Here is a 13,776-nt window from a genome sequence, read left to right on the forward strand (position 1 = left end):
CCTTCGCCTGTCCTGACCGGCCCCGAAGAGCCCGCCAGCGCGCCGCCATCAAGCGCCCACACTTATCGGCTGTTAATTTTTAAAGATCGATCCGCTTGGCAAGCAGCTGCCTTGCAGCTGCTTTTTTCGCGCCCCTCATCAGAAGGGAGGCGAATTATGCGATGCGACTCAGGGGCCGTCAACCCTTTTTTGAGATTATTATTTCATCGCACGAAAAGACACATCGGCATTGCGGAGCCGTGGATGACTCGCAGGTGAGCATCGAGTGATCGGTCATCGTGCGGTGTTTCATTCATGGCCCGGCAAAGAATGCCGCAAGCGGAACGTATTCACACACCTCACGTAGAACAGGTCACTCGCACCACGAAGCGCAAGCCGCCTTAAAGGCTGCCGTGCAATGCGGAAAAACGGAAGGATGAGTCATGCGCCGAAAGGCGACGCGCGTGCCGCGCTATCTGGGCGCGACGTGGGGCGCGTGCACCGGAGCCGTCGGGAGAATCAGCCGCTCAGGCGCGCGGTGCGCGTTGCGGCGCGCCGCGAAGAAGTAGATAACGGCCGGCACGATCAGGCCGACGATCCATGAAATGTCGGTGCCGTCGAGCCGGTCCACCAGCGGGCCTGTATAGAAAGCGCTCGAGATGAACGGCAACTGCACCAGCACGCCCACCACGTACACGACGATACCGGTCATGTTCCAGCGGCCATAGCGACCGCTCGGGTCGTATAGCGCAGGAACGTCATAGCGGTCCTTCGTGATGAAGTAATAGTCGACGAGGTTGATCGCGCTCCACGGCGTAAAGAAGGCTAACAGGAACAGGATGAACGACGAAAACTCCTTAAGGAAAGCGTGACGCCCGGCGAGCGCAAGCAACATCGCGATGCCGACCATGGCAAGGATGTAGACGATCCGGTGACGCGCCGACAGACGCTCTTCGCCGCGAATGCCGCTGACCACCGTCGCGATCGACATCACGCTGCCATACGCATTGAGCGTCGTGATCGTGATCTTGCCAAAGGCGATCGTAAAATACAGCAGCGCGGCAATCGCGCCGCTCGCGCCAAGGCTGACGACGAACGACACCTCGTGATGCGAGAACTGCTTGCCGGCAAGCGCGGCAGCAAAAACGCCAAACACCATCGACACCTGCGCGCCGATCACCGAACCGAGTCCGATCGTCCAGAACGTTTTGCGCGGAGAGGTCGACGAAGGCAGATAGCGTGAATAGTCGGCCACGTAAGGACCAAATGCGATCTGCCACGATGCCGACAGCGACATCGCCAGCAGGAAACTGCTGAGCGTGAAGTGGCGGTTCGCGAGCAGTGCGCTGATATCGTGACCCATCAGCAATCGGGTGAACATATAGACGAACGCGATCACGCCGATCACGCTTGCTACACGGCCAACCGCATGAATCACGCGATAGCCGAACGTCGTGAAGCCGACGATCACCACCGTAAACACGACGATGCCGATCGCGTCGTCCACGTGCAGCAGTTGCGCGACCGCCTGGCCAGCCAGCACAGAACCGCTCGCCGAGAAACCGACATACATCAGGCACACCAGCACGATCGGAATGACCGCGCCGTAGACGCCGAATTGCACCCGGCTCGAAATCATCTGCGGCAGGCCGAGTTGCGGGCCTTGTGCGCCGTGCAACGCCATGACTGAGCCGCCCAGCACCTGTCCGATCATGAGGCCGATCAGCGACCAGAACACGTCCCCACCCAAAACGACCGCAAGCGCCCCCGTGACAATCGCGGTGATCTGCAGGTTCGCCGCGAGCCATAGCGTGAACTGGCTGGCAAGACCGCCGTGTCGTTCGGCGTCGGGGATGTAGTCGATGGTGCGACGCTCAGCGATGACACGCCGCTGCGTGCCGGCCTTTGATGCAGACATTGAGAGCCTCAAGACTGACGGCGACGCGGCTTGCGCCCGTCGCCGGCTACGAAATCTGGCCGCCTGCTTTCACGTACGGCGGCCCCCAATCGCGAACGGCCAAAGACAGCACCTCACGATCCAAGGGCGACTTTATGTGATCGGATATGTATAGACAAGTTAACAAATCACCTCGTTTACCCTGGATGGAGTTAACTGAAAGGGTGTCGCTCCACGGCTGATTCCCTGTAATTTCGCGGCAATCCAGTCTTCAATCCGGATTTCAACCGCAAGTGAGCGATGCCTGCGACCGGTCTACATGTATAGACAGATCGCTCGAGAAAGACAGCGGGGTTTTATGCAGGACGGCTTTTGCGCTCACTCACGCGTGCAACGCAATGACAGCGACTTCGACGTAGAAGCCGGTTTTCGCAATCTCGGCCTGTTGTGCACCGGATCGGCGCCCGGAAAGGTATCCGGCAGGCAAGGCAGCCAATCCAGTCGCCAGGACACGGGGCGCAGAATCCGTGTTCATCTCAAATCGAATTGGACAACCGCGGGAACCATCAACGATCAACAGCCGACGTTGCTGGCTTCCCTTTGTCCGAGGTGAATGCGTGCTGGTCTACTTGCGCGGGACGTTCAACGAGTCGCCTGCCTTCGTTTCATCGGCCAGGTATTCCTCGAACGCGTTCGACAAAAGCCTGTCGATAAGCTCGTCGTCGACATCCCTGAGTTCAATGCCTCGTGCATTGCAAATAGTGCGCAGGGTTTCACCAACGGAGTTGATCACATCGGCGACCGTAATTTTCGGTTTATCCATACCAGCTGTTTTCGGCCGCCAGTGAATATTCTTTAGCAAAGCGGCCAGGGATAGTTGCGGGTACGTCTATTCACGCGTGCCTCCAGTGAGCACAGCCGCCTTCGCCATAACATGCACATCCCATATCTTTATCTGAATTTACTATTTAAATCCTGCATACCCCGGTGATAGCCTGTTTTCGATCGGCAGGCGCGCTCATCCCTGACGCGCACTACTTCTCGGACCGCAACATGCGCGCCGGGATCTCATACCCGGCAAGGAGCCAACGTGAGCGTCGAATTCATCGGCATGATCCAGCAACACAAGGTATCGGAAACACATCTGCCAAAAGGCGCTGTCATCGACATCGACTATTTGAAGTCATTTGCGCAGGCGCATGAAAACGCGGGGTTCAACAGGATTCTCGTTCCCCATGGTTCCACCAGCCCGGATGCGACGCTGACGATCGCCTATGCCGCGACCGTCACCTCGCACATTCACTTCATGCTGGCGCACCGCCCCGGTTTTGTGGCGCCCACACTAGCTGCGCGCCAGATTGCGACGCTCGATCAATTGTCGGGTGGGCGTCTCGCCGTCCACTTCATTTCCGGCGGCAGCGATGCGGACCAGCGTCGCGACGGCGACTATCTGAGCCACGACGAGCGCTACGCACGCACCGACGAGTATCTGCAGATCCTTCGGCGCGTGTGGACTGAAGACAAACCCTTCAATCACGACGGCCGCTTCTACCGCTTCGAACAGGCGTACTCCGACGTCAAGCCAAAGCAGTTGCCGCACGTGCCGATTTACTTCGGCGGAGCGTCGGCGCCCGCGCTCGAAGTCGCGGGCAAGCACGCCGACGTGTACGCGCTGTGGGGCGAGTCCAAACAACAGGTCCTGGAGCAGATCACGCGCGTGCGCGCCGAAGCGGCGAAACACGGCCGCAAGGTGCGCTTCTCGGTGTCGTTCCGACCGATTCTCGCGTCGACCGAAAAAGCCGCGTGGGAGCGCGCCGAACACATCCTCGCCGAAACGCGCCGTCTGCGTGTCGAGCAGGGTTTCTCCCGCGGCGGTCCGCAGGAAAGCGAAGGCGCGCGCCGCCTGCTTGCCGCCGCAGGCGACGGCGAGCGTGCGGACGAGCGTCTGTGGACAGCTGTCGCGAAGGAAATCGGCGGCCGCTCGAACTCGACTGCACTCGTCGGCACACCGGCCCAGGTGGCACAGACGCTTGCCGAGTATTACGAACTGGGCGTCACCACGTTCCTGATCCGTGGCTTCGATCCGCTGGAAGACGCGATCGACTATGGCCGCGAGTTGATTCCAGCGACGCGTGAGCTGACGTCCCGCGCTCGCCACGCCGCCTGAACCCGGGACCGACGACCATGAGCACCGCTCTCACCGATGCACCCGCCCTCGCCTTTCGCGAGGCGCCCGCGCGCAAGTTCTGGTTCGATGACGCCTTCCCGGTCAGGACGCTGGCAGAAGAACGCCGTCATCGTCAGGAACGGCTGGCCGGCGCGTTTCGCCTCTTTGCCCGCCATGGCTTTGCACAGGGCCTCGCTGGCCACATTACCGCGCGCGACCCCGAATGGACCGATCATTTCTGGGTCAATCCCCTTGGCCGGCACTTTGCGCGGATACGCGTATCGGACCTGCTGCTCGTCAACAGCGAGGGCGAGATCGTGATCGGCGAGGGTCCGGTGAATCAGGCCGCCTTCGCCATTCATGCTGCGATTCATGAAGCGAGGCCAGACATCGTCGCAGCCGCGCACACGCATTCGCTCCATGGCAAGGCGTGGTCGACACTCGGCCGCAAGCTCGACCCGCTCACGCAGGATTCGTGCTCGTTCTACGAGGATCACGCGCTATTCGACGACTTTCAAGGTGTCGTGCTGGATACGACCGAAGGCGCGCGCATCGCGGCAGCGCTTGGCCACTACAAGGCGGTCGTTCTGAAAAACCACGGCATCCTGACCGCGGGGCCGACGATCGAGGCCGCGGCATGGTGGTACATCGCGCTGGAGAACGCCTGCCACACGCAGCTGCTGGCCGAAGCAGCCGGCACGCCACAACCGATTCCGCACGAGGTCGCCGCCCTCACGCATGCCCAGGTCGGACGGCCGGGGGGTGCGCAACATGCTTTCGAGAGCCTGTATGAAGGCCTGCTCGAAGCCGAACCGGGGTTGCTCGACTGATGGCGATTCGAAAACTGCGCCAGTTTGTGGGCCAGATCGCAGAACTGGTCGAAACGAACACCCGCGAAGCCGACCTGATCCAGCGGGGATCGAATGCGCTGCGCGAACTCATTCAGGTTGACGACTGGTTGCCCGACGCCTACGCGCAGGCCTCGCCCGATCGCTATCAGCAGTTCCTGCTTTACGCCGATGCGCGCCAGCGCTTCTCGGTGGTCAGCTTCGTCTGGGGGCCGGGACAGAGCACCCCGATTCACGACCACAGGGTGTGGGGCCTGATAGGCGTGCTGCGTGGCGCAGAACTGGCTGCGCCATACGAGCGCGACGACAACGGTACCCTGCAACAAACCGGCGATGAGATACGGCTGGAACGCGGCGCGGTCGAAGCCGTCTCGCCGACCATCGGCGACATCCACCGTGTGCGGAACGCCTACGACGATCGCGTATCGGTCAGCATTCACGTCTATGGCGCGAACATCGGTGCGGTTCATCGTTCGACGTATCCGCTGGACGGCCCACCCCGATCGTTCGTCTCGGGCTATTCGAACGAAGCCCTGCCAAATATCTGGGATCTCAGCAAGGAAGCTCAACATTCATGAAGTCATTTCCCGTGCGCACCTACGAAGACGTGCGCGAGGCACTGCTGGCAAAACGCGAGATCGCGCTCCTCGATGTGCGCGAGGAAGATCCGCATGCGCAACGTCATCCGCTCTTTGCGGCCAACTTTTCACTGTCGAAAATCGAACTGGAAGCCTGGACGCGCCTGCCACGTCGCGACGTTCCCATCGTGCTGCTCGATGCCGGCGAAGGATTCGCCGAACGCGCTGCCGAGCGGCTGGCGCGGCTCGGTTACGCGAATGTCACCCTGCTTGCCGGCGGCCTCGACGGCTGGATTCGCGCAGGTGGCGAAGTGTTTCGCGACGTGAACGTGCCAGGCAAGGCGTTCGGCGAGTTCGTCGAAGCACAGCGGCATACCCCTTCGCTGTCGGCGGAGGCCGTCGATGCATTGCTGCAGAACGGTGAAGACGTCGTGGTGCTCGACGCACGCCGTTTCGACGAGTACCAGACGATGAACATCCCCGGCAGCGTCAGCGTACCCGGTGCTGAACTTGTGTTGCGTGCGCGCTCGCTTGCGCCCGATCCGGCAACGCGCGTGATCGTCAATTGCGCGGGACGAACGCGCAGCATCATCGGCACACAGTCGCTGGTGAATGCCGGCTTGCCGAACCCTGTCGCCGCACTTCGCAACGGCACAATCGGCTGGACGCTGGCCGGACAGATGCTGGAACACGGCAGCAGCAGACAGTTCGATCCACAGGCAGGCCGCAACGAACACGACCTCGGACAATCCCGGCATGCGGCGCTGGCGCTCGCTGAACGGGCGGGCGTGCAGCGGACGACGCTCTCCGAGACGGCACGCTGGGCCGAAGACCGCTCGCGCACGACGTATCGCTTCGACGTGCGCACGCCGGCCGAATACGAACGCGCACATGTGCCTGGCTTTCAGGGCGCCCCGGGTGGTCAGCTCGTGCAGGAAACGGACATGTTCGCACCGGTGCACGGCTCGCGCGTCGTGCTGTTCGATGACGACGGCGTGCGCGCAAACATGACTGCATCATGGCTCGCGCAGATGAACATCGACGTCTATGTCGTCGACGGTGCGTCGCCGGCTGACCTGACCGAAACCGGTGCATGGAAGAGCTCAAGGCCAGCGCCAGTCGTTTCGACGCCCACGGTTTCGCCCGACGAACTCGCGACGCTGCTGGCCGATCCCGCCAGCCAGACCGTGGTGCTCGACTTCACGTCGAGCGCGAACCACGTAAAAGGCCATATTCCGGGCGCACGCTGGTTGTTGCGCTCACGCTTGACGGGCACGTTCGACGATCTGCGCACCCTGCCTGACGCAAAACGCTACGTCGTCACGTGCGCGACGAGCGCCCTCGCCCCGTTCGCCGCGCCTGAAGTGGCAGCGCTGACAGGCAAACCGGTGCATGTGCTCGAAGGCGGGACGTCCGCATGGAGCCGCGCCGGCTTGCCCATCGAAACAGGCGACGCGCAACTGGTCTCGCCGCGTATCGATCGCTACCAGCGGCCGTATGAAGGCACAGATAACGCGCACGAGGCAATGAACGCGTATCTCGAATGGGAATACGGGCTCGTCGCACAACTCGAACGCGACGGCACGCATGGCTTCTTCGTCATCTGAACTTGAACCGGCCGCGCGGTTTGAGGACGGTATCCGTTTACGCGGCGCGCACCGATGCCTGCGTCACGCATTTCCGTCTCGCATATTAGCTAAGAAGAACAAGGCGTTTGCCTTGGAACATGGGCGTGCGTATCGTGATCTTTCCATCGTCATTGCGATATTGCCCATGCGCCGCCTGCTTGCCCTCTTGCTCGTCGTCACTCTGGCAACTGCTCCGCTCGCTACGCTTGCGGAAACCACCTTGAAAGTCGGCGACCAGCAGTTCCAGACTCGCGGCATTCTCGAAGCGTCGGGTCAATTGAAGGACGTGCCGTACAAGATCGAATGGTTCAATTTTCCGGCCGCCCAACCGCTCGGGGAAGCACTGAATGCAGGCGCAATCGATGTCGGTGGACTAGGCGACGCGCCGTTGATCTTTGCCTACGCAGCCGGTGCCAAAGTCCGCGCAGTCGCGGCCACGCGATCGCAGCCCGTTGACCTCGCGATCATCGTCCCTGAGAACTCGCCGATCAGGAATGCCGCGGACCTGAAAGGCAAGCGGATCGCGACGACGCGCGGATCGATCGGCCATTACCTCGCAATCGCGACGCTCGAGCGCGCCCACATCAAGCTCGACGATGTCTCGCTGCGCTTCATGCAGCCCGCCGATGCGAAGGCCGCACTGGCATCGGGTAACGTCGACGCGTGGTCGACGTGGGACCCCTACGTCGCGCTTGCAGAACAGCGCGATCATGACCGCAGCATCGCGAACGGGGTCAATGTTTCATCGGGGTTGAGCTTCCAGGCCGCGACCGACGACTCCATCAAGGCGAGGCGCGCCGAAATCGCCGATTTCCTGCGACGGGTCGCGGCAGGTCAACGATGGGCGCTCTCGCATCCCGAAGAAGTAGCGGCCATGCAGTCGCGCGTCACGGGTCTTCCGCCCGAGGTGCTGAAAACCGTCTATCAACGCGCGCAACTGCATCCCGTTGCCATCGACGACAGCCTGATCGCCGAACAGCAAAAGACCGCCGATCTCTATCACCGGGCGGATGTCATCAAGACACCACTCGACGTCACACGCAGTTTCGACAGACAGTTCCCGCTCGCCGCACCCTGACTTCGCCGATGCCCGAGCGCGTCGTCAAGCACGCAACCGGAATCAATTCATGACCAGCCGACACCCCGACACCGCGCTTCTGGACATCGAACGCGATGCCGAAGCACTCGACGCGCTTCGAGACCTCGACAGCAGCCGCGCCGACAAATGGCTCACAGCGCTAACTGCAGAATTTGCAGCAGGCGCCGCCGAGCTCGACCGCGGACCGCACTTTCCGCACCACAATCTGTCGCGCTTACGGCATGCCGGCCTGCTGTCGCTCACCGTGCCTCGCGCGCTGGGCGGCCAGGAAGCGACGCTCGCTCAGGCGTTGAAAGTGATACGCGCCGTCGCGCGCGGTGAACCGTCGACGGCCCTGATTCTCGTGATGCAGTATCTGTATCACCTCCGTCTGCAGGTCAATCCAGACTGGCCAGCCGCATTGAAAGAGCGAGTCGCCAGAGACGCGGTCGAACGTGGCGCATTGATCAACTCGTTGCGCGTGGAGCCTGAACTGGGATCGCCGTCGCGTGGCGGCTTGCCGGCCACGGTCGGCAGGCTCGACGGCGACCACTGGGTGCTGAATGGCCGCAAGCTCTATTCGACCGGCAGCCCGGGGCTCACCTGGTTTGCCGTATGGGGTCGCACGGATGACGCAACGCCGCGCGTCGGCACGTGGCTCGTCCATCGCGACACACCGGGTATCCGCTTCGGCGAGCCGTGGAATCATCTGGGCATGCGCGCGACGGGCAGCCACGAAGTGATCTTCGAAAACGTGCACGTCCCGGCCGGTTACGCCGTCGACCTGCAACAGCCGGGGCCGGCAAACGGCATGGACCCGGTCACGATCGTCTGGATGAACGTCCTGCTTCCCGCGATCTACGACGGCGTGGCGCGCGCGGCACGCGACTGGTTCGTGCAGTGGGCCGCCGAGCGCGTGCCATCGGGTCTGAACGCGCCCTTGTCCAGTCTCGACAGTTTTCAGCAGACAGTCGGACGCATCGATGCATTGCTTTTCAACAACCGTGCATTGCTCGACTCTGGCGCGGCCGGCAACATCACCGCCGCCGAAGCGCCCACGATCAAGTATCTCGTCAGCAGGAACGCCATCGACGCAGTCGAGCACGCGCTCGAAGAGAGCAGCAATCCGGGGCTCAGCCGCAACAACGCCCTCGAGCGTCACTATCGCGACGTGCTGTGCGCGCGCATCCACACGCCGCAAAACGACACCGTGCTTGGCAATCTCGGGCGCGCCGCGTTCGCCGCGCGCTGAACCCCTTCCATCCCACTGCGGCACTACATCGGACCAGGAGAACACGCAATGAGCGTCGAATTCATCGGCTACGTGAGTCATCAGGAATCGAGCGAAATCCATTTGCCACAGGGGCCTGCGGTCAATCCGCCGTATATTGCGGCGGTGGCGCAGGCGCACGAGTACGGCGGCTTCGATCGCGTGTTGATCGCCCATTCGAGCGCGTCGCCGGATGGCTTTCAGATCGCGTCGTTCGTTGCGCAGCAGACAAGGCGCCTTGGCATCCTGCTCGCGCATCGTCCCGGCTTCGTCGCCCCGACGCTTGCCGCCCGCCAGCTCGCGACGCTCGACCATTTCAGTGCAGGCCGCGCCGCCGTGCACATCATCTCCGGAGGCGACGACACAGAGCAGCAGCGCGATGGTGACTACCTCGCGCACGATGAGCGCTATCGGCGCACCGATGAATACCTCGACATCGTCAAGCGGGCATGGACAAGCGACGTGCCATTCGATCACGAAGGCGCGTATTACCGTGTCACCGGCCACAAATCGCAGATTCATCCGCTTCAGAAGCCGCATCTGCCCGTCTACTTCGGCGGCTCGTCGGACGCGGCGATTGCGGTCGCAGGCAAGCATGCCGACGTGTTTGCGCTGTGGGGCGAATCTCTCGCAGCGGCAAGGGAAACCATCGAGCGCGTGCGGGCGGCCGCTGCACCGTATGGGCGCGCCGCGCAGATACGCTTCAGCCTCTCGCTGCGCCCGATCATCGCTGCGACAGAAGACGCAGCGTGGGCGCGTGCCGAATCCATTCTTGCGCGTGCGAAAGACGTCGTCGCTGCCTCGCCCAATTTCACGCGCCGGCCTAAAGACCCAAAGAACGTCGGCTCGCGGCGCCTGCTTGCCGAAGCGGACAGGGGCAATGTCGTCGACAAGCGGCTTTGGACCGGCATCACCGCATTGACGCGGGCGGCAGGCAATTCGACCTCGCTCGTCGGCACGCCGCAGCAGGTCGCGGATGCGCTGCTTGAATATCACGAGCTGGGTATCTCAACGTTTCTTATTCGCGGTTTCGATCCGCTGGAAGATGCACTCGCCTATGGACGCGACCTGTTGCCACTTGTGAGGGCGGCTGTTGCGGGTCAGCGCGTGGCAAGCGGCGAAACCGCCGAGGTCTGACGCATGCAATAGTGACCGCGTTCGGCAAATCGTGGCGTGTCGAACGCGGTCGCGTTGGGGGCATCGTGCAACGCGCCGTCGCCCGAACTGCAGCGTGCGCGTCCGCTGCACGGGACAACCTTGCTCGAAGCGCGCTACAGGCACCGCGCACGTTCTACGCGCGCGATGCCTCATTCGCCCAAAGCCCGGTTGCCATACGTCGTCAACAGTTCACCCGCCCTAAGCCAGCACGTCGGAAAACACACGCGTCGCGAAGTGGTCAGAATTCGTGCCCGTATTGATCACGCCGACCGACTTCAGGTCGTCCGCGTATAGCGCGATCTCTTTTCTGAACGCATCGCCTACCGGATGATGACGGTCGGTATGGCTCTTCAGCATCGCCGTGAGCTGACCGACATCCGCGCCTGGCGTGTAAGCCGAGAAGATGGCGGCTGCGTCGGCGGGGTGGCTGGCTGTCCACTCAGTTGCGTCCAGCAATGCCTGAGTCAGAGCCTGCGCCGTTGCACGGTCTTTGCGAATCAGCGAACCGCGAACGCCCAGCACGCAGCACACCCGGTTCTGGTATTCGCCGCAAAGGTTGTTCGACACCTCCTGCAAGTGGTCCGACTCGCGCAGCGTCCAGATGGTCGGATCGCCGTCGGCAATGGCCTGCACTTCCCCCTTCCTGAGCGCTTCTCCGAGCAGGGTCGCGGGATACTGCCGCCAGCGAACGTCATTGTCCGGATCGATGCCGAGCTTCTTTAATGTGATCGCGAAGAAATTCTTTGCGGGGCTCGCCATGTCGCTCACACCGACTGTGCGTCCCTTAAGACCCGGCAAGTCGACGATGCCGGACGCCTTCGTCGCCAGCAGCCGCATGCAGCCGCCGTGAATGCCTGCCGTCAGCTTCACGTCGAAGCCCTGCTCCAGCGGCTTGATCCAGCGCAGCGCCATGCCGACGCCGGCGTCCGACTTGCCCGTTGCGATCGCCTCCAGCAACTGGTCCGTCGAGCCCGCGAAATTGACGAGTTCGACCTGAAGCCCATGCTTCTGGAAGAAACCCTGTTTGACCGCGACAGGCACGGGCGCCGTGCAGATCGCGCCAGCATTCCATGACAGCTTCAACGGTTTGAGGTTGTCGTCCGCCAGAGCGCGCTGTCCTGAAAGGCCGAGCGATACACCGCCCAGCGCCGCCGCACCCGCGGTCCAGGCCGTCTTGCGCAGCCATGCGCGACGCGCACGATTCGCCGGCGCGGAGTCGTCATTGAAGTTCATCGCTTGCATTCCCCATTGCATGGTGTTGTGGTCAGTGAAGGCGTGGCCTGGCGCTCACGCATCGAGTCCGAGTTGAGCCAGTACTTCGCGGCGCAGCGCAACGAGCTTCGGATCATCGCGGTGACGCGGATAAGGCGCGTCGTTTCGCACTTCCGCCACGACCCGCGCAGGACGCTCGCTGAGAACGATGACGCGATTCGCGACGTACAGCGCCTCTTCGACGTCGTGCGTGACAAGCAGTACAGAAAAGCGCGCCGCCTGCCACAGGCGCACCAGTTCGCCCTGCATGCGGATGCGCGTGAGCGAATCGAGCTTGCCGAACGGCTCGTCAAGCACGAGCAGCGCCGGATCGTTCACGAGCGCGCGCGCCAGCGCGGCGCGCTGCGCCATGCCGCCCGAAAGCTGATGCGGAAACGCATCGGCAAATTCCGAAAGGCCGACCAGTTCGAGCGCGGCATCGATGCGATCGTCGACACTGCGCGCATCCGGATTCTTGGGGGCAATGCGGCCCGAGCGCTGCGCTTGCGGGCCCAATCCGACGTTGTCGCGCACCGTGCGCCACGGAAAGAGCGTCGGGTCCTGGAACACGACCACGCGCGACGGATCAGGTCCATCGACAGGTACGCCGTTCGTAAGCAAGCTTCCCGCCACGGGCTTTTCCAGACCCGCCACGAGGCGAAGCAACGTCGACTTTCCGCAGCCGCTTGGGCCGAGCAGCGCGACACATTCGCCCGGTTCGACGGACAGACTCACGTCGTCGAGAACCGGCAGCGCTTCACCTCGCAGAGCGAAGCGATGGCTGACGTGGCGTATTTCGATACGAGCGCCCTCGCGGACGTGACCCGACCCAAGCGCGCCGGACGAGATGAAAACTTCGGACGTAGCTACCATTTGAGCATTCCCTTTTGCCAGGCCAGCAGACGATCACGTACGCGAAACAGAAGCGTGATCAGACCGGAACACATCAGCGCCATCACAAGCAGCGCCGCATACATGTTGGAGTACGCGGCCCAGCCCTGCGCCCACTGCAGATACCAGCCGAGCCCCGCCTTCACGCCCATCATTTCGGCGACGATCAGCACCGAGAACGACGCGCCAAGCCCCATAAAAAGGCCGACGAACACCGATGGCAGCGCAGCCGGAATCGCGACCTTCAGAATCAGGAACGACGGCCGCGCGCCCAGCGTGCGGGCGACGTCGTAGTAGGCGGAATTGACGCTCGCGACACCAGACCAGGTCAATACGGCTACGGGAAACGCAGTCGCCAGGGCGATCAGAAAAACGCTTGCGCTGAAACTCGACGGAAAGAAGAAAAAGGCGAGCGGCAGCCATGCGGTGGCGGGCAAGGGCCCGATCAAACGCAACACCGGATGCAGCCAGTAGCCGACCGCACGCGACCAGCCGATGCTCACGCCCACGATGAAGCCGGTCAGCGCACCGATCGCGTAGCCGTACAGGAGCAGCCCAAGAGAATGGACGACGCTTGTGGACAGCCGTGGAAAATCGTCGAAATAAACGCCGATCAGCACCTGCGGCGGCGCAAAGAAAGGACGAGGCAGCCATTCGAGCTTCGCCGTCACGATTTCCCACGCGCTGACGCCAAGCGCGAGCGCAAGCAACCACGGCGCGGTGGCCAGCCATGCCAGCGCGCGCGACTCGTCGTCTCGTGTCAATGATCCAGCGCGCCATCCGAATACGCCAAGGAGCGCAGACGCAGCGGCAAGCGCGAATTTAAGGATCACCAGCTCACGCGTGTAGGGCCAATCGTCGAGACTCGGCCACCATTGGGTGATTGCCGCACCACCCAGCCACGCCAGCGCGGCGAGGGTCGCAACGACGGTCTGGCCGCTTCGCTCGTGTGGCTGGCCAGCCGCGTTTTCGAGGTCGGCGAGTTCGAGTGTTTGCGTTTGAGAGGACATATCGATGTGCCTTTGGGTGAT

General features: G+C 62.6%; 12 protein-coding genes. 7 read left to right on the forward strand and 5 right to left on the reverse strand.

Annotation, left to right across the window (positions count from 1 at the left end):
* Positions 1-451: 451 nt before the first annotated feature.
* Together P3T23_RS35975 and P3T23_RS35980 are read right to left on the reverse strand one after the other, a co-directional pair.
* Positions 452-1,897: a purine-cytosine permease family protein gene (locus P3T23_RS35975; protein WP_429320823.1), complete on the reverse strand. Its 1,446-nt coding sequence runs from the start codon at positions 1,895-1,897 to the stop codon at positions 452-454.
* 604 nt (positions 1,898-2,501) lie between these two features.
* Complete coding sequence (locus tag P3T23_RS35980) at positions 2,502-2,699, reverse strand: hypothetical protein (RefSeq protein WP_429320824.1); 198 nt, start codon at positions 2,697-2,699, stop codon at positions 2,502-2,504.
* A gap of 267 nt (positions 2,700-2,966) precedes the next feature.
* Here P3T23_RS35980 and P3T23_RS35985 point away from each other — a divergent pair, with 267 nt between their 5' ends.
* From P3T23_RS35985 to P3T23_RS36015, 7 genes are all read left to right on the forward strand, one after another.
* Positions 2,967-4,043, forward strand: coding sequence for an LLM class flavin-dependent oxidoreductase (locus P3T23_RS35985; RefSeq protein WP_429320825.1), 1,077 nt, complete (start codon positions 2,967-2,969; stop codon positions 4,041-4,043).
* Between the two features lie 17 nt (positions 4,044-4,060).
* A complete protein-coding gene (locus tag P3T23_RS35990) occupies positions 4,061-4,873 on the forward strand; it encodes a class II aldolase/adducin family protein (RefSeq protein WP_429320826.1) in 813 nt (270 codons plus the stop codon).
* Complete coding sequence (locus P3T23_RS35995; RefSeq protein ID WP_429320827.1) at positions 4,873-5,469, forward strand: cysteine dioxygenase; 597 nt, start codon at positions 4,873-4,875, stop codon at positions 5,467-5,469. The genes P3T23_RS35990 and P3T23_RS35995 overlap by 1 nt, the downstream gene beginning before the upstream one ends.
* Positions 5,466-7,076 carry a rhodanese-related sulfurtransferase gene (locus tag P3T23_RS36000; protein ID WP_429320828.1) on the forward strand — a complete coding sequence of 537 codons (1,611 nt, stop codon included), beginning with the start codon at positions 5,466-5,468 and terminating at the stop codon, positions 7,074-7,076. Before P3T23_RS35995 ends, P3T23_RS36000 begins: the two co-directional genes overlap by 4 nt.
* 166 nt (positions 7,077-7,242) lie before the next feature.
* The gene (locus P3T23_RS36005; RefSeq protein ID WP_429320911.1) at positions 7,243-8,175 is read left to right on the forward strand and encodes an ABC transporter substrate-binding protein; all 933 of its coding nucleotides are present in this window, start codon (positions 7,243-7,245) and stop codon (positions 8,173-8,175) included.
* A gap of 49 nt (positions 8,176-8,224) precedes the next feature.
* The gene (locus P3T23_RS36010) at positions 8,225-9,427 is read left to right on the forward strand and encodes an acyl-CoA dehydrogenase family protein (RefSeq protein ID WP_429320829.1); all 1,203 of its coding nucleotides are present in this window, start codon (positions 8,225-8,227) and stop codon (positions 9,425-9,427) included.
* A 48-nt stretch (positions 9,428-9,475) separates the two neighbouring features.
* Entirely contained in the window at positions 9,476-10,582 is a 1,107-nt protein-coding gene (locus P3T23_RS36015; protein WP_429320830.1) for an LLM class flavin-dependent oxidoreductase, read from the forward strand.
* A 219-nt stretch (positions 10,583-10,801) separates the two neighbouring features.
* On the opposite strand, the gene P3T23_RS36020 is transcribed toward P3T23_RS36015, so the two are convergent.
* The 3 genes from P3T23_RS36020 to P3T23_RS36030 are packed head-to-tail and all read right to left on the reverse strand — an operon-like array spanning position 10,802 to position 13,755.
* Positions 10,802-11,836, reverse strand: coding sequence for an ABC transporter substrate-binding protein (locus P3T23_RS36020; protein WP_429320831.1), 1,035 nt, complete (start codon positions 11,834-11,836; stop codon positions 10,802-10,804).
* A 54-nt stretch (positions 11,837-11,890) separates the two neighbouring features.
* On the reverse strand, positions 11,891-12,727 hold the full coding sequence (locus P3T23_RS36025; protein WP_429320832.1) for an ABC transporter ATP-binding protein: 837 nt from the start codon (positions 12,725-12,727) through the stop codon (positions 11,891-11,893).
* Entirely contained in the window at positions 12,721-13,755 is a 1,035-nt protein-coding gene (locus P3T23_RS36030) for an ABC transporter permease (protein ID WP_429320833.1), read from the reverse strand. The genes P3T23_RS36025 and P3T23_RS36030 overlap by 7 nt, the downstream gene beginning before the upstream one ends.
* Between the last annotated feature and the right edge of the window lie 21 nt (positions 13,756-13,776).

Origin of the sequence: Paraburkholderia sp. GAS448 (assembly GCF_050435685.1) — a bacterium.
Classification (GTDB): Bacteria; Pseudomonadota; Gammaproteobacteria; order Burkholderiales; family Burkholderiaceae; genus Paraburkholderia.